Annotated in this window: 16 protein-coding genes, 5 tRNA genes, 1 pseudogene and 1 riboswitch; of the genes and pseudogenes, 5 read left to right on the top strand and 17 right to left on the bottom strand. The window is 72.4% G+C overall.

What is annotated here, in order from left to right; genetic code table 11:
• Window positions 1-9: 9 nt before the first annotated feature.
• Window positions 10-155: riboswitch (cyclic di-AMP (ydaO/yuaA leader) on the bottom strand.
• A gap of 201 nt (window positions 156-356) precedes the next feature.
• From OG462_RS23540 to OG462_RS23520, 5 genes are all read right to left on the bottom strand, one after another.
• Window positions 357-1,562 (bottom strand): PP2C family protein-serine/threonine phosphatase, encoded by a 1,206-nt coding sequence (locus tag OG462_RS23540; RefSeq protein WP_406060435.1) that lies wholly within the window; start codon window positions 1,560-1,562, stop codon window positions 357-359.
• 195 nt (window positions 1,563-1,757) lie between these two features.
• Complete coding sequence (locus tag OG462_RS23535; protein WP_406060433.1) at window positions 1,758-2,981, bottom strand: MFS transporter; 1,224 nt, start codon at window positions 2,979-2,981, stop codon at window positions 1,758-1,760.
• Complete coding sequence (locus OG462_RS23530; RefSeq protein ID WP_406060431.1) at window positions 2,978-4,018, bottom strand: PLP-dependent cysteine synthase family protein; 1,041 nt, start codon at window positions 4,016-4,018, stop codon at window positions 2,978-2,980. The genes OG462_RS23535 and OG462_RS23530 overlap by 4 nt, the downstream gene beginning before the upstream one ends.
• Before the next feature lie 65 nt (window positions 4,019-4,083).
• Entirely contained in the window at window positions 4,084-4,464 is a 381-nt protein-coding gene (locus tag OG462_RS23525; protein WP_406060429.1) for a hypothetical protein, read from the bottom strand.
• A 302-nt stretch (window positions 4,465-4,766) separates the two neighbouring features.
• On the bottom strand, window positions 4,767-5,372 hold the full coding sequence (locus OG462_RS23520; RefSeq protein ID WP_406060427.1) for a TetR/AcrR family transcriptional regulator: 606 nt from the start codon (window positions 5,370-5,372) through the stop codon (window positions 4,767-4,769).
• 294 nt (window positions 5,373-5,666) lie between these two features.
• On the opposite strand from OG462_RS23520, the gene OG462_RS23515 reads away from it, so the two are divergent.
• Window positions 5,667-6,800: an FAD-dependent oxidoreductase gene (locus tag OG462_RS23515; protein ID WP_406060426.1), complete on the top strand. Its 1,134-nt coding sequence runs from the start codon at window positions 5,667-5,669 to the stop codon at window positions 6,798-6,800.
• Window positions 6,801-6,831: 31 nt separating this feature from the next.
• Here the strand turns inward: OG462_RS23515 and OG462_RS23510 are convergent, their stop codons facing one another.
• From OG462_RS23510 to OG462_RS23500, 3 genes are all read right to left on the bottom strand, one after another.
• Complete coding sequence (locus OG462_RS23510) at window positions 6,832-7,572, bottom strand: MerR family transcriptional regulator (protein WP_406060424.1); 741 nt, start codon at window positions 7,570-7,572, stop codon at window positions 6,832-6,834.
• A gap of 106 nt (window positions 7,573-7,678) precedes the next feature.
• A tRNA-Met gene (locus OG462_RS23505) sits at window positions 7,679-7,752 on the bottom strand.
• Window positions 7,753-7,804: 52 nt separating this feature from the next.
• On the bottom strand, window positions 7,805-8,299 hold the full coding sequence (locus OG462_RS23500) for a rhodanese-like domain-containing protein (protein ID WP_406060422.1): 495 nt from the start codon (window positions 8,297-8,299) through the stop codon (window positions 7,805-7,807).
• Window positions 8,300-8,497: 198 nt separating this feature from the next.
• On the opposite strand from OG462_RS23500, the gene sigJ reads away from it, so the two are divergent.
• A complete protein-coding gene (gene sigJ / locus OG462_RS23495) occupies window positions 8,498-9,439 on the top strand; it encodes an RNA polymerase sigma factor SigJ (RefSeq protein ID WP_406060420.1) in 942 nt (313 codons plus the stop codon).
• An 84-nt stretch (window positions 9,440-9,523) separates the two neighbouring features.
• Here the strand turns inward: sigJ and OG462_RS23490 are convergent, their stop codons facing one another.
• From OG462_RS23490 to OG462_RS23465, 6 genes are all read right to left on the bottom strand, one after another.
• Complete coding sequence (locus OG462_RS23490; RefSeq protein ID WP_406060418.1) at window positions 9,524-10,108, bottom strand: phosphatase PAP2 family protein; 585 nt, start codon at window positions 10,106-10,108, stop codon at window positions 9,524-9,526.
• On the bottom strand, window positions 10,105-11,520 hold the full coding sequence (locus tag OG462_RS23485; RefSeq protein WP_406066676.1) for a diacylglycerol/lipid kinase family protein: 1,416 nt from the start codon (window positions 11,518-11,520) through the stop codon (window positions 10,105-10,107). The genes OG462_RS23490 and OG462_RS23485 overlap by 4 nt, the downstream gene beginning before the upstream one ends.
• Before the next feature lie 154 nt (window positions 11,521-11,674).
• Window positions 11,675-11,747 (bottom strand) — tRNA-Lys (locus OG462_RS23480).
• A gap of 153 nt (window positions 11,748-11,900) precedes the next feature.
• A complete protein-coding gene (locus OG462_RS23475) occupies window positions 11,901-14,258 on the bottom strand; it encodes a DEAD/DEAH box helicase (RefSeq protein ID WP_406060416.1) in 2,358 nt (785 codons plus the stop codon).
• Between the two features lie 198 nt (window positions 14,259-14,456).
• Window positions 14,457-15,176, bottom strand: coding sequence for a hypothetical protein (locus OG462_RS23470; RefSeq protein ID WP_406060415.1), 720 nt, complete (start codon window positions 15,174-15,176; stop codon window positions 14,457-14,459).
• A 175-nt stretch (window positions 15,177-15,351) separates the two neighbouring features.
• Window positions 15,352-15,702 (bottom strand): metallopeptidase family protein, encoded by a 351-nt coding sequence (locus tag OG462_RS23465; protein ID WP_033208941.1) that lies wholly within the window; start codon window positions 15,700-15,702, stop codon window positions 15,352-15,354.
• Between the two features lie 104 nt (window positions 15,703-15,806).
• On the opposite strand from OG462_RS23465, the gene OG462_RS23460 reads away from it, so the two are divergent.
• The 3 genes from OG462_RS23460 to OG462_RS23450 all read left to right on the top strand — a co-directional run bounded on the left by OG462_RS23460 (window position 15,807) and on the right by OG462_RS23450 (window position 16,089).
• Window positions 15,807-15,879 (top strand) — tRNA-Glu (locus tag OG462_RS23460).
• Window positions 15,880-15,919: 40 nt separating this feature from the next.
• Window positions 15,920-15,993 (top strand) — tRNA-Asp (locus OG462_RS23455).
• 22 nt (window positions 15,994-16,015) lie between these two features.
• Window positions 16,016-16,089 (top strand) — tRNA-Phe (locus OG462_RS23450).
• Window positions 16,090-16,227: 138 nt separating this feature from the next.
• On the opposite strand, the gene OG462_RS23445 is transcribed toward OG462_RS23450, so the two are convergent.
• From OG462_RS23445 to OG462_RS23435, 3 genes and pseudogenes are all read right to left on the bottom strand, one after another.
• Window positions 16,228-17,070: a cytochrome c biogenesis CcdA family protein gene (locus tag OG462_RS23445; RefSeq protein ID WP_406060413.1), complete on the bottom strand. Its 843-nt coding sequence runs from the start codon at window positions 17,068-17,070 to the stop codon at window positions 16,228-16,230.
• Window positions 17,071-17,303: 233 nt separating this feature from the next.
• Window positions 17,304-18,083 (bottom strand): annotated as a pseudogene (locus tag OG462_RS23440) (DsbA family protein); the annotation flags it as partial.
• Window positions 18,084-18,140: 57 nt separating this feature from the next.
• Window positions 18,141-18,500, bottom strand: a complete 360-nt coding sequence (locus OG462_RS23435; RefSeq protein WP_406060412.1) for a hypothetical protein — start codon at window positions 18,498-18,500, stop codon at window positions 18,141-18,143.
• Window positions 18,501-18,529: the final 29 nt, after the last annotated feature.

The following is an 18,529-nucleotide window of genomic DNA, read 5'->3' as shown; positions in this document are numbered from 1 at the left end:
AGGCGCGCTCCTTTCCTTCCTTCTCGCCTACCGGGTTAGCTGACGGGTTCGGAGCAGGAAGGTCTCCTACGGGCTCGTCGCACAGGTGCGAAGGGCCCGATTCACCCCAAGTAGTGGTTCCCCGGTTCCTTTTCAGGATTCGGCGCGTGCGCACGGTGCCGCCTCTTGCGACGGCTGGGACGACCGCGCTGCGTTATCGAACGTTAATAGACAGGGGGTCCCGATTCCAAGCTGTTCCTCTTGATCATTCATTGAATTGATAGGGAATGGTCCGAGTTGACCCCCCTTCAACAAGGGGCGGCGAAACCCCGGCGATCTGACGTTATGTCAATTGTTATCGCAGTGACACCTCGCGACTACGGCCGGTGACCGGGCTCCGGCGGCACCACCGGCATCGTCCGGCGCCGCTCCGGCTGCCCCGTCGCGGGACGGCTCAGTGCGAGCAGTGCCATGTCGTCCGTCGACCCGCCCCCCGTGTGCAGCCGTACGTCGTCCACGAGCGCGTCGAGGAGTTCCTCGGGGCCCGGGAAGATCCGCCCCGCGAGCCGCTCCCCCGGGTCGTAGAAGACGCCCTCCGCGTTCCGCGCCTCCGAGAGGCCGTCGGTGTAGAACAGCAGCGTCGCGCCCGGCGGGTACGGCCGCGCCTCGGCCCGGTCCGGCCACGCCGCCAGATCGCCCATGCCGAGCGGCAGCGCCGGCTCGCCCGGCTCCAGCATGTCCAGGCGCCCGTCCCCGAACAGCATCAGCGGGGGCGGGTGCCCGCGGTTGACGACCCGTACGAAACCGTCGAAGGTGCCGCCGCCGTCACCGCGCGGGATCTCGGCGAGGACGGCCGTGGTGAACCCCTCGAAGGCGTCGAGCCCGGTCCGGCGGGTGCCCTCCCGGGCGAGGGCCCGTTCGAGGCGCTGCGCCACGCCCTCCAGACTCCGCTCCTGCTCGGCCGCCTCCCGGAACGCCCCGATGACGACGGCCACGGCCTCGACCGCGTCCATCCCCTTGCCCCGGACGTCGCCGACCACGAGGCGCACCCCGTAGGGGGTGTCCTGGACGGCGAACAGGTCGCCGCCGATGAACGCGTCCGCCTGCGCCGCCTCGTACCGTGCCGCGCACTGCAGCCCGCCGATCCGCTCGGCGGGCGTCGGCAGCACCGCCTTCTGCGCGGTCTCCGCGATGACCCGCGCGGAGGCGAGCCGCTCGCCGCTGCGGAGGACGACCCGGTTGATGAGCACGGCGAGCACGGCGACCGTGAGCACGGTCAGGAACTCGGTGAGCGACGGGATCTCGGTCGCAGTGCCGTTGTAGATGTGCAGCCCGACGGAGGCGAGGACGGCCGCGATCCCGGTGAGCAGCGTCGTGAGGGTGGAGAAGAACGGTGCCGCGATCAGCGGGGCGGCGGAGAACATCGGCGCCGCGCTGTACTTGGGCGGCGTCAGGACGTCGAAGACGACACCACCCACGATGATCAGCGGCGGCAGCGCCCGGATGAACCTCCGGGCGCCCCCGTACGGGCGACGGCGGTCGCCGCCCCGCCGCCCGCCGACCGCTCCTAGGGGGTGCCCCACCTGTGCTCTCCTGCCCGGTCCGTTCCGGCCGCGGACCGTACCGCGCCCTCCCAGGGTGGCCGCCGCCGTACCGGGCGGCGACTCCCACGGGGCCGACTGGCGTACGGACGCGGGCGGGGCGGGCACGCACGGGGCGGGGCCAGGCCAGGCGCGCGCCGGACCCGGCCACGCGCGCGTGGAGGGGCCGTGGCCGGCTCAGTCCGTGCCCGCCCCCTCCGCCAGCCGCCCGCCCCTCGCCAGGAGAGCCATGGCCGCCGCACACACGAGCCCCACCGCGCACAGCGCCAGCCACGGCGCCGCCGACCACCCGGTCACGTCGAGCAGCGCGCCCGTCCCGAGATTCCCGAGGGTGATCCCGATCCCGCACACGGTGTTGTAGAGCCCGTAGTGGGTGGCCACCCAGCGCCCCCGGGACAGGGCGACGACGGTGTCCATCTCGTACGGGTAGAGCACCGCGTTCGCGACGGCCAGGACCGCCGCGCACAGCAGCAGCCCCACCAGGCCCCGGCCCAGGGCGGCCGGGAGCAGGAAGGCCCCGCCCATCAGGGCGAGCCCCAGGACCAGACACCGCTCCCGGCTCAGCCGCCGCCTGCACCAGGCGGTGATCCGCAGCTGCGCGGCGAGCGCGACCAGCGCGGAGACGACGAAGAGCGCCGTCGTGGGCCCCGTACCGCCGGCGGCGAGCGGCAGCGCCAGATAGACCTGGAAGGACAGCACGTACGAGCCGGTCATCGCGAGCGAGAAGAGCCAGAAGGTGCGGTGGGAGAGCACCGTACGGAACTGCCCCCGCTCCGCCCCGTCCCGCGCCCGCGTCCCACCCCGTACGGGCATGTACCTGAGCTGTACGAGGGTCAGCCCGGCGAACAGCACCGCCGCCACCACACACGTCAGCCGGAACGACACCCCCGTCAGGGCCACCCCGACGAGCGGCCCGAGCAGGATGCCCGCCTGGTAATAGACGTTGAACAGGGCGAAGGCCTCGACCCGGCGCTCCTCCCCCGCCTCCGCCGCGAGACAGGCCCGGACGGCGGGGTTGAAGAGCGCCCCCGCGAGCCCGGTCGCGAGCGAGGCGGCGATCAGCATCGGCAGCGACTGCGCGAACGCCAGCGCCCCGAAGCCGACCGTCCGCAGCGCGCAGCCCGCCACGATGAGCGGCTTGAAGCCGAGCCGGTCGGCGAGCGCCCCGCCGACGAGGAACATGCCCTGCTGGGAGAGGTTCCGGGCGCCGAGCACCAGCCCGACGGCCCAGGCCGCCATCCCGAGCCCGTCCGCGAGGTGCGCGGCAAGGTACGGCATGAGCATGTAGAAGCCGAGGTTGATGGTGAGCTGGTTGAGGAAGAGGAGCCGGACGGCCGGTTCGAAGGTGCGGCTCTGCTTCCAGACCCCGCCCCGGGGAGCCGCCGCGGTGGTGGCGCTCAACGGACCCGCCCCGCCCGCTCCATGACCTTGCGGGTCCAGCCGTCGACGGGCGCGCCGTCCTCGTACCCGGCCGGATCCTCCCGTACGGGTCCGTCGAGGAGACCGTGGGCCGCGCAGAACTCGTCGTTGAAGACGGTGTCGAAGTACCGCTGCGGCCCGTCGGGGAAGACGGCCGCGATGCGGGTCCCGCGCGGCCGGGTGCGGGCCAGCCACCCGGCGACCAGCGCGACCGCGCCCACGCTCCAGCCGCCCGTGGCGAACTGACGCGAGGCCAGGCGGCGGGCCGCCCGTACCGCCTCCGCGGGACCCACCCAGTGGATCTCGTCGAAGGCGTCGTGGTCCACGTTGCCCGGGTGGATGGAGGAGCCGAGGCCGCGCATCAGCCGCTCCCCGGCGGGCAGGCCGAAGACGGTGGAGCCGACGGAGTCCACGCCGACGAGTTCGAGCGCGGGGCTGCTGGTGGCGCGCAGGGCCCGGGAGATCCCGGCCGAGTGGCCGCCGGTGCCGACCGCGCAGACGAGGACGTCGATCCGGTCGAGCTGCCCGGACAGTTCGGCGGCGAGCCCCGCGTACGCGTCGGGGTTGTCGGGGTTCCCGTACTGGTTGGGCCACCAGGCCCCGTCGAGGCTCACGAGCAGCTCGGCGACCCGGTCCATCCGGGCCTGCTGCCAGCCGCCCTGCGGGCTCGGCTCCCGTACGACATGGACCCGGGCGCCGTGGGCGACGAGCATCCTTTCGACGATCGGCTCCAGACCGGGGTCGGTGACGACGTGCACGGGATGCCCGTGGAGAACTCCGGCGAGGGCGAGACCCAGGCCGAGGGTCCCGGAGGTCGACTCGACGATCGGGGCGCCGGGCCGCAGTTCACCGCGCCGGCGGGCCTGTTCGACCATGTAGAGGGCGGCGCGGTCCTTGATACCGCCGAAGTTGAAGCCTTCGAGCTTGGCCCAGTAGCCGTCGTCCGTGCGGAGGACGGGTGTGTTGCCGACGGTCTGCTCGGCGACGGGCAGCAGGCTGCCGGACAGCAGGTTGTTCATGGGTGGGACACGTCCTTGGGGTGGTACGCGGAAGGGGACCTGGTCACGCGAGGGCGAGACCCGGTTCAGTTCCGGTCCACTCCGAGGGCGATGAGCAGCCGGCCCGGCTCGGGGCCGGGTCCCGCCCTGCCCCGGACACAGCGCGCGCGGGGATCGGTGCGGAGGTCCGCCGCGTACGGCAGGAGTACGGCTCCGCCGGCGTCCGGCGCGGCGAGGGGCGCGGCGGCGGCCTGCGCGGGGAGGTGGATGTCGAAGGACCACGCCTCCCCGGACCGCTCGCAGCCGTGCGGCAGCGCGGGGGCGGAGACGACGGTCGCGGAGCCCGGCGGCGGCAGCACGTGCCCGTGCGAGCCGTGGCAGACGCTGACGAGGAGGGCGAGGAGCGCGAGCAGGACGAGGACGGCGGGCGCCCGCCGTCGTACGTCGCTCACACGCTCGTCACTCATGGTGCGCGTGACATTACGGTGGGGCAGTGCGCGCCTGCAAAGAGGCGGGCACGGTTTTGGCCACCGTTTACTTCCGACTACTCCTGCCTTCCTGCCCTCCCGGTGTGGCTGGGCCCTTCACTCGGCGCGTGAGCGCTTGCGTGGGCGGGGCCGAGCAATCGGGTTGGCGGGCAGGTGCGACTTTTCGAGAGGGACGACTTCTGGTCGAGCAGCCTGGCGCCTCGATTCCCGACCGTCAGCGGTGGAGCGAACGAGTCGTCGAGGGGCTGCCGGGGGCGCCGTGATGCGGCATCGGGTCGCCGTCACCCGTCCTGGCCGGGCCGGTCTTCCTGTCGCGCCAGAAGGGTGGTGGCCCAGCCGTGTTCCAGCAGGGCGAACAGGTCGCGCATGGTCCGGGCCGGGTCTTTGCTTGCGCGGGCGATGCCGGGGGCTTCCATGGCGAAGCGTGCCAGGCCGGTGATGGCGGGGACATCCGGGGCAAGCCCGGTGGCATCGGCGAGGGTGGCGGCCAGTGCCTCCTCGTGGCGCGACCACATGCGCCGGGCGTAATCCCGGAGCGCGGGGGTGGATTCGACGAGGACGAAAGTGGGGTCGTCGGTCCGCACAGCGGTTCGGGTGCACACGAGGTAGTCGCGCAGGGCGTGCAGCACGGACTGCCCGGGGGCTCGGTCGCGGACGGCCGCGACCAGGGCGCTCTCGATGTCCGCGTCCAGGTCGAAGACGAGGGCTTCCTTGCTGGAGAAGTGCTTGAAGAGCGTGCTCAGTGAGACGTCGGCCGCCTCTGCCACCTCGCGTACACCGACGTTGTCGAAGCCGCGCTCGGTGAACAGCCGCAGTGCGGCATCCGCCAGCGCCTGCCTGGTCTGGGCCTTCTTGCGCTCGCGGCGCCCTGTCGTCGTCTCGGCCATGCCCTCACCCTACCCGCTTGAGGGGATTCGATCACAAAGGCGTTCGGATAGAAAGTCGGAGCGGTTGTACTTTTACAGCGGCTGTGTTTTTGTTGGCGGCGAGCCTGACCGGCACTCGGATGCCGGAACCCGGGGCGCGTTCCCGCACCGGAACGAATGCCGCCATGCCCGAAATCGGCCCGTCGGAAGGCGCTGGAGGAGAACCTGCGCTGCACACCGGCCACCTCGCCCCATTCCAAGAAGGCCCGCAAGACACCTGCACTCTCTTGATCCGTAGAACGGAGCGTGACCCTCATGTCCACCATCCCTCGCATCGCGATCGTCGGTGCCGGCCCAGGCGGCCTCGTCTGCGCGCGCGTCCTGCAGCAGCACGGCGTACCGGTCACGGTCTTCGAGCATGAACCCGACCCCGACTCCCGCTCGCAGGGCGGCACTCTCGACATCCACGAAGACACCGGCCAGGTCGCCCTTCGCGCAGCCGGACTGTTCGACCGGTTCCTCGCCCTGTCCCGGCCCGAGAGCCAGGAGTGGCGCCTGCACGATCGCCACGCGACCCTGATACGCCACGACCAGGCCGACGAGGACGATCTGAGCAGCCCCGAAATCGACCGCGGCCAGCTGCGCGCGCTCCTGCTGGACTCCCTCGCCCCCCGCACGGTCCGCTGGGGCCACTCCGTAAGGGCCGTCACCCCGCTGCCCCACGGCACCGCCCGCCTGCACCACCACGACCGCACCGTCGAGGACTTCGACCTGGTCATCGGCGCCGACGGCGCCTGGTCCCGGGTACGCCCCGCGCTCTCCGACGCCCAACCCTCCTACGCCGGCGTCACCATGGTGGAAGCCCACTTCGACGACGTCGACCACCGTCACCCCGGCATCGCCCAGCTGGTCGGCCGCGGCACCATGTCGGCCAAGGCGGGCCGCCGCAGCCTGGTGCTCCAGCGCAACAGCAACGGACACGTCCGCGCCTACATCACCTTCCGCGGACCCAAGGACTGGCATGCCGGCCTCGACCTCGCCGACACCGAAGCCGTACGCGCCCGCCTCCTCGCCCAGTACCAGGGCTGGGACGAGAGCTTGCTGGACATCCTGCGCGACAACGAGGGCGGTTTCATCAACCGGCCCATGTTCGTCCTTCCCGTTCCCCACACGTGGCAGCGCGTCCCCGGCATCACCCTGCTCGGCGACGCGGCCCACCTGATGCCGCCCATCGGCGTCGGCGCCAACCTCGCCCTGCTCGACGGCGCCGAACTCGCCCAAGCCGTCATCGGCCATCCCACCATCGACGAGGCCCTCGACGCCTACGAAAGCGTCATGCTGCCCCGCGCCATCGAGACCGCCAAGACCGCCCAGCACATGCTGACCACCCTCATGCCCGACACCGACACCGACGAAGCCCTCTTCCCCGACGCCGCTTGGCCGGAGTGAAGCGCTCGGTCACACCCGGAGGAAGGGCGGGCTACAGGTTCCGCTCCGCGTAGATCTCCATCGCGTCCCGGACGAGGACGGCGGTGCCCTCACCGTGCTTGTCGTAGTTCGCGGTGAAGCGCGGGTCGTCGACGTACATGCGGCCGAGACCGATCACGTACTCCTTGTTCGGGGTCGTGGTGGTGGACAGCCACGCGACCTGGCGCCGCGCGATCGCCTGCACCTCGTCGCTGTCGGCGGCGAGGCCGTCCTTGAGCGCCCGCGCGAAGTCGCGGGCGATGCCGGCCTGCTCGTCCATGAACGTCTTCTTCTGCGCGGCGGCGAGCGAACGCCACCAGCGGTCGCCGCTCTCGTAGGCGTCGCGGCCCCAGCGCTCGGTGACCTCCTGCTCGTACACCGTGTGGTCGAAACCGTCGAACACTTCGTCGGCCATGAGCTCTTCTCCGTTCTCGGTCTTGTGGAGAGTGGTCCGCACCGAGGCGATCTGACGTCCGATGCGCTCGCGCTCCTGCTCCAGGAGGGCGAGATGGGTCCGCAGGGCGGCGGAGGTGTCCCGCTGCCCCGCGAGGACCTCGGCGATGGCGGGCAACGAGAGCCCCAGCTCGCGCAGCAGCAGAATCCGCTGCAGCCGCACGAGCGCCGCCTGGTCGTAGTACCGGTAACCGTTCGCGCCGATCCGGCTCGGCTCCAGCAGTCCGCGCTCTCCGTAGTGCCGGAGGGTGCGGCTGGTGGTGCCGGCCTTCTTGGCGATCTCTTGGATCGACCACTCCATACCGAGAACGCTAAATCTTGACGTTGCGTAAAGGTCAAGCGAAGCAGGGCGGACACGACGAAGGCCCGGATCCAGTGACTGGATCCGGGCCTTCGTTGCTACTGAGTAGCGGGGACAGGATTTGAACCTGCGACCTCTGGGTTATGAGCCCAGCGAGCTACCGAGCTGCTCCACCCCGCGTCGGTAAACACGACTCTACGGCATGACCGGGGCGATCACGAAATCGGTTTGCTCAGCACCCGCAGTCGTCGGAGTCGACCGGCGCCGTGAGGGGGTCCGCGGCCTGCTCGGCGGGGCCCTCCCAGGTCTCGTAGGCGAAGCCCTCACGCACCCAGTACTCGAAGCCGCCGAGCATCTCCTTCACCTGGAAACCCCGCTCGGCGAGGGCCAGCGCGGCGCGCGTGGCGCCGTTGCAGCCGGGACCCCAGCAGTACGTGACGACCGGCACGGACCGGTCGAGCAGCCGCTCGGCCTGCTCGGCGATGAGCGCGGTCGGCAGGTGGATCGCACCGGGGACGTGCCCCTGGTCCCAGGAGGCCGTCGAGCGGGAGTCGATCACCACGAAGCCCGGGTCGGTGCCGTCGGCGGCCGCGGCGGCGAGCGCGGAGGCCACATCGGAGACATCGGCGTGGAAGGCGAGGCTCGCGGAGAAGTACGCGGCAGCGGCGGCGGGAGAGGCCGGCGGAGTGCGGAGTACGGGGTTGACCTGCGGCGTTGTCGTCGTCATGGTGATCAATCTACGGACGAGGACGACCGCGCTGAAGTGAGGATCCACGGCGGTCGGAAGCATCAGCCGGGGAATCCCGGGCGTTCGACGGGGGCCGGCGTGGATCTCACGTGCCGGGACTGATCGACCCCTGCCGTGACGCTTCGGTCCGGCTCCGCGTCCGTGTCACATCGGCGAGGTTTCATCCGTCATGACGGCATGACGGTACGCGAACGGGGAGATCGACGAGTGGACCAGGACCGCGACAACAAAGAACTGCTGGCCCGGCGCTTCGAGGCCGACCGGGGCCACCTGCGAGCAGTGGCGTACCGGATGCTGGGCTCGCTCAGCGAGGCCGAGGACGCCGTCCAGGAGGCCTGGTTCAAGCTCAGCCGCAGCGACGTCAGCGCGGTGGAGAACCTCAGCGGCTGGCTGACCACCGTCGTCGGCCGCGTCTGCCTCGACATGCTGCGCTCGCGCGGCTCGCGCCGCGAGGACCCGCTGGAGTACTACGTCCCCGACCCGATCGTCCGGGTCGCCGACACCACCGACCCGGAGCACGCGGCCGAGGTCACCGAGTCCGTCGGCCTCGCGCTCCTCGTCGTCCTGGAGACCCTGGCCCCGGCCGAGCGGCTCGCGTTCGTCCTGCACGACATGTTCGCCGTCTCCTTCGACGAGATCGCGCGGATCGTGGACCGCACCCCGGCCGCCACCCGCCAGCTCGCCAGCCGCGCCCGCCGCCGCGTGCAGGACACCACCCCCGCCGCCGGACCCGACGCACGCCGGCAGCGGGAGATCGCCGACGCCTTCCTCGCCGCTTCGCAGGGCGGCGACTTCGAAGGGCTCCTCGCCGTCCTCGACCCGGACGTGGTGCTGCGCGCGGACGGCGGCAGGACCCTCGCGGCCGTCTCCAAGGTCGTCCGGGGCGCCGAGGCCGTCATCTCGCAGGCCCTCACGTACGCCAAGTTCCGTACGGCGGCACTGCGGGTGGTCGTCAACGGCGCGCCCGCGGTCCTCTCGGTCACCGACGGACGCCCCGGCGCGCTCATGGCGTTCACGATCGTCGGCGACCGGATCGTCGAGCTGCACATCCTGGCGGACCCGGAGCGTCTCGCCGCGCTCGACTTCTCGGAGGAGGACCTGGCCCGCGCGGCGTACTGAGCGGCGGACCCGGTCCTCACGACGTACTGGGAGGCGGCCCGGCCTCCACGGCGTACGGAAGCGGCCGACTGCTCTGACGCCCGGTCACTTCCCCCTGGCGGCCGCCAAGGAGGCTCCGGCCGCCAGGGAGACGGCGGCGCTCGCGATGCCGAGGACCGCGCCCGCGGCGACGTCGCCCGGGTAGTGCACCCCTGTGTGGACGCGGGAGTAGCCCACGGCCATGGCCAGGACCTGCAGGGGCACGGCGGCCGGCGGGAACACCACGCCCGCGGCGGTCGCGAAGGCGACCGCCGACGCGGTGTGCCCGGAGGGGAACGAGGCCGAGTCCGGCATCGACACATGGCGGCCCACCACGACCCGGGCCGCCTCCCGGTCCGGCCGCGGCCTGCGGACGAGGCGCTTGCCCAGCAGGTTGGCCGAGGCCGAGGCGACGGCCACGGCCCCGATACCGGCGAGGGCGGCCCGCCGCGGCCGGCCCGGGACCAGGGCGAACGCGGCCGCCACGGTGAACGAGATCTTGGAGTGGTTCGCCGCGTTCGACAGCCTGCGGAAGCCCGTGTCGAGGGTGGGCGTGGGGGTGGCGGCCACGGCGGCGTACACGGCCCCGTCGATCGCCCGGAGGTCCCTGAGGACGGCCCGGACGGGGTTCGTGGTGGTGGTCCCGGTCATGTGCCGCTGCTCCTCGGGGAAGTTTGGAAGGCGATTTCGGTGACGCGCCGCCAGTCGAGGGGCGGCCGGGGCTCGATGACGCCGGGCCGGTGGCGCGGCACGAGGACCCGCAGGGCGCGGGGGCGGAGGGTGCAGACGACGGGGGTGGGGAGGATCAGCGCCTCACCGTCCACGGCGACGGCGATGGTGCCGGGGGCGCCGGGGGCAGGGGCCGGCGCGGGGACGAAGGCCGAGGCGGGAACGGGGACGGGGGCCGCCGCCTTCCCCGTCACCTCGACCCGAGCGGCCGTCAGGACGTTCAGCCCGGTCGACTGGGTGCCCCGTACGGCCATCTCGGCGGCCTGTGCGGCCCCGTCGACCCGGATGGCGATCACGCCGAGCTCGCCTCCGTCCAGCCTCGGTCTCCGGGCGGCGGCGGCGCTGAACGGATCGGGCGCCGCGTACGCGTTGTTGCTGACGAGGAGCGCCTGCTGGGCGGGCAGCCTGAGGCCGTCGGCGGTCGCGTCGAGGCGGTCGCCCCCGCCGCCCTGGAGGAGGTCGGGAAGGACGTCGACGGCGGTGCCCGCCTTCGCGTCGCGGTACTCGGGACGCTGGACGACATCGGCGTACACGCCGAAGGAGACGGTGTTGACGAAGGCCCGCCCGGAGACGGAGCCGAGGTCGACCCGGAATTCCTCGCCGTCGACGAGCGCGTCGAGGCAGGTGGCCGGATCGGCGCGGTCGAGGCCCAGGTCGAGGGCGAAGTGGTTGCGGGTTCCGGCGGAGATGACGAGGAAGGGCAGGTCGTGCTCGGCGGCCACGGCGGCGACCAGCGCCTGCGTGCCGTCGCCGCCGGCCACCCCGAGCAGGTCGGCGCCGCCGGCGACGGCCTCCCGGGCGAGCGCGGCGACATCGGTCTCGACGGACGGGTCGATGAGGACGACCCGGGCGCCCAGCTTCTGGGCGCGTTCGACGAGCCCGAAGCGGGCGACCTTCCCGCCACCGGACTTCGGGTTCATGATCAGCACGGGCCGCTGCGGCCGGGGCCGCCGCTCACCCCGTGGGAGTTCCGCCGCGCCCCCCATGGACCGGATCTGCCGCAGGGCGGCCCGCGCGCAGACCAGCGCCACGCTCCACAGCGCGATGGCGGTGAGCGCGGTCAGCCAGAGACCCCAGACGACGTACAGGACGAGGACGGCGAGGGGCGCGGCGACGGCGAGCAGGGCGCCTGACACCCGCAGCGGCCCGCGGTGGGCGAGGAACCACCAGATGCCCACGGCCGAACAGGCGAGCCCCACGAGCGCGCTCAGGAGGACCAGCAGCCCGCCGCCCCCGAGCCCCGTCAGCAGGAGCACCACCGTCGCCGCTGCCGCGGCGAGCGCCCACCGGGCCAGGGTCCGGGCCTGCCCCGTCGGATCACCGGCTCCGTCCACCGTCACGGTCCCCACCTCCACGCTCAGCGTCCACGATCCAGATTCGCCCACGGTGCCGCACACCGCGCCCCGAACACGGAAGCGCCCCGCCCGGTCGGAACCGGGCGGGGCGCTTCTCGGCAGTTCGGAGATCGAAACCCCCGCCCGCCACACGTAGGCCGTGTGGGACTCGAACCCACAACCAACGGATTAAAAGTCCGCTGCTCTGCCAATTGAGCTAACGGCCCGTGGACAAGCACACCCGTGCAGCATAGCCCGAGAGATCCCCCGAACCGATCGGGTATCCGACACGGCGCGGATCAGCCGCCGGAACAACGAGCAGGGCCCGTACATCACCGAAGTGTCGTACGGGCCCTGCTTCGCTGTCAGGTCAGGCGACCTCAGCCGTTGTGCTTCCAGCGCGGCTTGTCGTCGCGGCGGCCGAAGGAGCCACCGGTCGAGCCGGTCGAGCCGGTGCCGCGGTGGTCGTCACGACGGCCGTACGGGCGGTCGCCGCCGCCCGAGCGGAAGCCGCCGGCGGGGCGGTCGTCGCGACGGTCGCGGTTGAACGGACGGTCGCTGCCACGGTGGCCGCCGGCCGGACGGTCGTCACGGCGCTCGAAGGAACGGCCGCCGCGGTCGTCACGGTTGAAACCGCCGGAGGGGCGGTCGCCGCCACCCGAGCGGAAGCCGCCGGACGGACGGTCGTTGTCGCGACGGAAGCCGCCACGGTCGCCACCACGGTCGTCACGGTTGAAGCCACCGGAGGGACGGTCGTCACGACGGAAGCCACCGGACGGACGGTCGTTGTCGCGACGGAAGCCACCACGGTCGCCACCACGGTCATCGCGGTTGAAGCCACCGGAGGGACGGTCGTCACGACGGAAGCCACCGGACGGACGGTCGTTGTCGCGACGGAAGCCACCACGGTCGCCACCACGGTCATCGCGGTTGAAGCCACCGGAGGGACGGTCGTCACGACGGAAGCCACCGGACGGACGGTCGTTGTCGCGACGGAAACCGCCACGGTCGCCACCACGGTCACCGCCACGGAAACCACCGCGGTCGCCGCCACGGTCGTCACGGTTGAAGCCACCGCGGTCGCCACCGCGGTCACGACGCTCGAAGTTGCCGCGCTCGTCGCGGGCCGGACGCTCCTCGCGGCGCTGCTCCTCGGCGCGGGCGGCACGCTCGGCCTCCACGGCGGCGGCCGCGACCTCGGCCTCGGCGGCCTCGGTCACCTCGGCCACAGCGGCCTCCGGGTCCTCGCCACGCTCACGGGCGGCGCGGGCCACCAGGCGGTCGGCCTCCTCGCGGAGCTCGACGGCGCGGCGCTGCAGGCGCTCCAGCTGCTTGGTCAGGTCGACGACCTCGCGCTCGGCCTGCTTGGCCGAGTTGTTCGCCGAGTCGGCCTGGACCTCGGTCAGCGAACGGGCGCCGGTGATCTCGGCGACCTCGGGGTCGAACGCGCCGGCGCCACCGACCATGTGACGCGAGGCGTCGACGCCCGCGTCCTCCATCAGACGGAAGATCTGACGGCGCTGGTGCGGCAGGGCCAGGGAGACGACGACACCGGAGCGGCCGGCACGGGCGGTACGGCCCGAGCGGTGCAGGTAGTCCTTGTGGTCGCCGGCCGGGTCCACGTTGAGGACCAGGTCGATGCCGTCGACGTGGATGCCTCGGGCGGCGACGTCGGTCGCGACGAGCGCGTTGACGTAGCCCTTCTTGAAGTCCTCCAGGACGCGGGTACGGGCGCCCTGCGTCATGCCACCGTGCAGCGCGTCGGCCTTCACACCGGCGTCGCACAGCTGCTCGGCGATGCGGTCGGCGCCCAGCTGGGTGCGGACGAAGATGATGGTGCGGCCCTTGCGGGCGGCGATGGCGGCGGTGACCGGCGCCTTGTCCTTCGGCTTCACGACGAGGACGTGGTGGGTCATGGTCGTGACGTTGCCCTGGGCGCTGTCGACCTCGTGCGTGACGGGGTCGGTCAGGTAGCGCTTGACCAGGGTGCCGATCTCGTTCTCCATGGTGGCGGAGAAGAGCATGCGCTGGCCGCCGCCGGGGATCTGGTCGAGCAGCTCGGTGACCTCGGGCAGGAAGCCCAGGTCGGCCATCTGGTCGGCCTCGTCGAGGACCGCGATCTTCACGTTCTCCAGGGAGCAGGCGCCGCGGTTGATGATGTCGCGGAGACGGCCGGGGGTGGCGACGAGGACGTCGACGCCGCGCTCCAGGGCGTAGATCTGGTTGCCCATGGAGGTACCGCCGCAGACGACCTTCATCTTGAGGCCGAGCACGTCGCCGTAGGGCTGGAGGGCGTCCGCGACCTGCATCGCGAGCTCACGGGTCGGCGTGAGGATGATGCCGCGGGGCTTCTTCTTGTCGGTGTGGCCACCGGCCAGACCGGCCAGGAGCGGCAGACCGAAGGAGAGGGTCTTGCCGGAGCCGGTACGGCCACGGCCGAGGATGTCCTTGCCGGCCAGGGCGTCCGGGATGGTCGCGGCCTGGATCGGGAAGGGGGTGGTGACGCCGTTCTGCGCGAGCTTGCGCACGACGCCGTCCGGCAGACCGAGGTCGCCGAAGGTGATGGTGGGCTCGGCGGGCTCCTCGACGGAGTCGTCCGAGTCGGTGTCGATGTCGAGCGCCTCTACGGCGTCGACGAGGTCGTCGGTGTCGATCGCGACGATCGCGGTGACCTCTGCGGTCTCGACGATCTCGTCGTTCTCGGGCATGACGGCGTGGTCAGAACTGAAAATGGACATGCGAAATGCGAAACCTTCCGGAGTCTCGGCACGCGCCCGTCAACTCCGTGAATTCGCAAATCGACCGCCTCAATGCGGTCAGCCACGGCTAGGGAGAGTACGCGCCACACGGCGCTCTTCTGTGTCGGCGCCGGGCAATGGGATCAAACGATCTACCACCATACGCACCCTCCCCCACCTATGGCAAATCGGACTCCGTCACACCGGTCCGACCTGCGGGGATGCCACCGGCTCCGGGGGCGCGCCCGGCCCGTCCGCCGCACGCATCGCACCCATCTGGGTGTCGGCTCCGGGCGCCGGCGGATCGGTCGGATTCGACGTCGGTTCCGGCGTCGGTTCGGGGGTCGGATTCGACGTCGGTTCGGGCGTCGGTTCGGGGGTCGGATTCGAGGTCGGCTCCGGCGTCGGCGTGACCTCGCCGCCGCCCGGGCCTCCGGACCCGCCGCCGTTCGCCCCGCCGCCGTTTCCGCCGCCCCCGTCACCGCCTCCGCCGTTGCCGCCGTCGCCGTTCCCGGCGGAGCCGCCCGCGCCGCCGCCCGGGCCGTCGTGGCCGCCGCCCGTCGGCTGCGGCTTCACCGGGCCGCCGGGGCCGCCGGGACCCTCCACGGGCAGCACCGCGCCCGGGGAGGGCTTGGCCGTACCCGAGGGAGAGCCGCTCGGCACCGGGGACTCCGTACCCGAGCCGGCCGCCTCGGGACCGCCCGCGTCCGGCCGGCCGTTCCACGAACCGCCGGCACCGCCCGGGAGCCCGGCGGCGCCGCCGTCGGACTCGGTCGCCACGCCCCGCTTCCCGCCGGACGCGCCGGGCGCCGGCTTCGCCCCGTCGTCACTCACACTCATACAGCCGCTCAGGCCGGCGCAGGCCGCGACGGCCAGCGCGGTGGCGGCCCATCTGACACGGGTGGGCAAATGGCGCACGGGGGCACCTCCAGGACACAACAGGCAGGAACGGAACGCGTTGCACTGCCCAACTCCCTTGGCGCCGCAAGGGACACGCCCGAAAGGGCCCGAGCGTCGACCGACCCGTGAGCCGGCAGGACCCGTAAGCCGACCGGACCCGGGCGTCGACCGGACCCGTGAGCCGGCAGTCGGCTCAGCCGTAGCCCAGCGCGTGCAGCCGTTCGTCGTCGATGCCGAAGTGGTGGGCGATCTCGTGCACCACGGTGATCTCGGTCTCCGCGACCACGTCCTCGCGCGACTCGCACATCCGCAGCGTCGGCCCCCGGTAGATCGTGATGCGGTCGGGCAGCACACCGGCGTACCACTCACCGCGCTCGGTCAGCGGCGTCCCCTCGTAGAGCCCGAGCAGCTCGGGATCGTCGGGGGCCGGCTCGTCCTCCACGAACACCGCGACGTTGTCCATCAGCCGCGTGAGCTCCGGCGGAATCCGGTCCAGGGCCTCGGCGACAAGCTCTTCGAACTCCTCGCGCGTCATCTCCAGCACGCGCCCATTGTCCCCCCGCCGGAAACCGTTTTGGCGATAGCGCCCGGCATCCCATATGCTTCTCACGTCCCCGACGCGCTGCGAAGCGCCCAGGTGAGCCCCTAGCCCTCATCGTCTAGTGGCCCAGGACGCCGCCCTTTCAAGGCGGTAGCACGGGTTCGAATCCCGTTGGGGGCACGCATTACCGTGTGCGAGACTAGTGATCGCGCACAAGCTTGGCTCTGTGGAGCAGTTGGTTAGCTCGCCACCCTGTCAAGGTGGAGGTCGCGGGTTCAAGTCCCGTCAGAGTCGCTGAAGCTGGAAACGGCTTCGTGGCTGGGTAGCTCAGTTGGTACGAGCGATCGCCTGAAAAGCGATAGGTCGCCGGTTCGACCCCGGCCCCAGCCACAAACAGAAGGCCCCGTTCGAGAGAACGGGGCCTTCGTCGTTCCCAGGACTGTTCCCGGGCCCCTCCCCCGTCCCGGGCCCCTCCCAGGACGGGAATGGTCCGTACGGGGAAGAGGCCGGCGCCCCCTCCCCGTACCGTCACACCTCCTCGCGCTCCCCCGTACGGCTCCCCCGCCTGGCCCGCAGCGCGAGTACCAGCGCCACCACGGCCACCACCGCGACGAGCAGCGCCCAGTCCGGGACCGCCCGGCCGAGCGAGGCCACCCGCTGCTCCACCGCGAACGAGTCGTCCACCGACAGCAGGCCCGGCAGCGCGGTCGTCCCGTCGAAGACCAGGAAGAGCGTCCCGAGAGCCACGAAGAACAGGCCCGAGAGCAGCGAGGTCGAGTGGAGCGTGAGGGGGCCCACCCGGAGCGGCCGCCCGCGCAGCAAGGACCGGCGGCCGAGGTCGTACCGCTCCCAGAGCAGCGCCAGGACGAACAGCGGGACGGCCATGCCGAGCGCGTACACGGCGAGGAGCAGTCCTCCGTACGCCGGGCTGCCGCTCAGCGCCGCCACCGTGAGGACGCTGCCGAGGATCGGGCCCGCGCAGAAGCCCGCGAGGCCGTAGACCAGGCCGAGGGCGTAGACGGAGAGCGCCGACGTGGGCCGGATCCGGCCGCTCGCCTCGGCGATCCGCCGGGAGGCGAAGCCCAGACCGAGGATCTGGAGCACTCCGAGCCCGATGATCAGCCAGCCGCCGGCGGTGACGAGCAGGTCCCGGTGGCCGTAGAAGAGGCGGCCCGCGAAGGAGCCGGCCGCGCCGAGCGGGACGAGGGTGGTCGCCAGACCCGCGTAGAGGATGCCGGTCCTGGCCACCAGCTTCGCGCGCGTGTCGATCGAATACGCGAAGAAGGCCGGCAGGAGCAGGGCGCTGCACGGGCTGAGCAGGGCGAGCAGCCCGCCGAGGAAGGCGGCGAAGTAGCCGATGCCGGAGGTCACTGCCCGGCGCCCGGCTTCTCGGGGGCGTCCGTCGCCTTGGGGGCGTCCGTCCCCTTGGGGGCGTCCGTCCCCTTGGGGGCGTCCGTCCCCTTGGGGGCGTCCGTCCCCTTGGGGGCGTCCGTCCCCTTGGGGGCGTCCGTCCCCTTGGGGGCGTCCGTCCCCTTGGGGGCGTCCGTCGCCTTGGGGGCGTCCGTCCCCTTGGGGGCGTCCGTCGCCTTGGGCGCCTTCGCCTCCTTGCCCGCCTCTGTCGGCTTCGCCGCCCTGGCCGCCTCGGCCGCCGCCTCGATCGTCTCCGTGAAGGTCTCCAGGGGCTGCGCGCCCGCGATCGGCCGGCCGTTGATCAGGAAGGACGGGGTGGAGGTGGCGCCGAGGGAGTACCCCTGCTCCTGGTCGGCGCGGACGGCCTCGCGGGCCGCCGCCCCGTCGGCGTCCTTCGCGAACCGGGCCGCGTCCGGCACGCCCGCTTCCTCGGCGAGGGCGGCGATCCGGTCCTTCCCGAAGCCCTTCTCCTTGGCGCCCTCCGCGTAGGCCGCCCGGTGGAACTGCCAGAACCGGCCCTGCTGCCCGGCCGCCCAGGACGCGCGGGCGACGGCCTCCGACTCCTCGCCGAAGATCGGGAAGTTCCGCCACTCGATGCGCAGGGTGCCGTTGTCGACGTACTTCTTCACCAGGACCGGCTCGGTGTCCCGGGCGAACTTCCCGCAGTAGCCGCACTTGAAGTCGGCGTACTCGATGAGCACGACGGGCGCGTCGGCCCGGCCGAGGGCGAGCTTGTCGGAGGCGTCGCGGCGGGCGTACGCCTCCAGTTCGGCGTAGACGCCGGAGGACGGGTCGGCGGAGACCTCGGCGACGACGGAGGAACCGGCGGCGCCGGGGGACGTGGGCCTGGTCGCGGTGTACGAGACGACACCGAGCAGGACGGCGGCGACCGCCACGCCGGAGACGATGACGATCGGCTTGGACTTGGACCTGGACCGGGAATCGGCCTTGGATCCGGACTGGGACTTGGACATGCGGAAGTGCTCCTGAGGTACGCAGGACGGGACGGACGGCGGAGGACGGCCGTCCGTCTACACCCTCAGGACCGACAGCTCCACGGGAGACAGGAGTACGCGCGCAGGTGGCTCCCGCCCGGCCGACACGCCCCGGACGCCCGGATCCGGCACCCGGGCCCCGCACGGCGTCCGGTCGGCGGCGAGCGCGGGCAGCAGCTCCGCGAAGCCGTACGCACGCGGCGGTACGACGGGACCCGCGGCCCCTTCCTCGACGGGGTGGCCCGGGTCGCAGCCGGGTACGGCCGCGACCGCGACGAGCGGGGCGGTCACCGGCACCACGGGGGAGGACGGGCCCGTCACCCCGCACACCAGGAGGCCGAGCACCAGAGCCGCAAGCGCGGCGTACGCCGCCGGCGCGCGGGTGGTGCGGAACATACGAAACCTCTCCGGGTCCGGGTCGACGT

The organism is Streptomyces sp. NBC_01077, from assembly GCF_045162855.1.
Classification (GTDB): Bacteria; Actinomycetota; Actinomycetes; order Streptomycetales; family Streptomycetaceae; genus Streptomyces.
The sequence above is the reverse complement of the archived record's forward strand: the minus strand, read 5'-3'. Positions and strand labels throughout refer to the sequence as shown.

Coding starts and splice junctions, on each gene's coding strand:
- OG462_RS23530 (WP_406060431.1), bottom strand. CDS start 4,018: ATGAACAACCTGCTGTCCGGCAGCCTGCTGCCCGTCGCCGAGCAGACC.
- OG462_RS23525 (WP_406060429.1), bottom strand. CDS start 4,464: ATGAGTGACGAGCGTGTGAGCGACGTACGACGGCGGGCGCCCGCCGTC.
- OG462_RS23520 (WP_406060427.1), bottom strand. CDS start 5,372: ATGGCCGAGACGACGACAGGGCGCCGCGAGCGCAAGAAGGCCCAGACC.
- OG462_RS23515 (WP_406060426.1), top strand. CDS start 5,667: ATGTCCACCATCCCTCGCATCGCGATCGTCGGTGCCGGCCCAGGCGGC.
- OG462_RS23510 (WP_406060424.1), bottom strand. CDS start 7,572: ATGGAGTGGTCGATCCAAGAGATCGCCAAGAAGGCCGGCACCACCAGC.
- OG462_RS23500 (WP_406060422.1), bottom strand. CDS start 8,299: ATGACGACGACAACGCCGCAGGTCAACCCCGTACTCCGCACTCCGCCG.
- sigJ (WP_406060420.1), top strand. CDS start 8,498: ATGACGGTACGCGAACGGGGAGATCGACGAGTGGACCAGGACCGCGAC.
- OG462_RS23490 (WP_406060418.1), bottom strand. CDS start 10,108: ATGACCGGGACCACCACCACGAACCCCGTCCGGGCCGTCCTCAGGGAC.
- OG462_RS23475 (WP_406060416.1), bottom strand. CDS start 14,258: ATGTCCATTTTCAGTTCTGACCACGCCGTCATGCCCGAGAACGACGAG.
- OG462_RS23435 (WP_406060412.1), bottom strand. CDS start 18,500: ATGTTCCGCACCACCCGCGCGCCGGCGGCGTACGCCGCGCTTGCGGCT.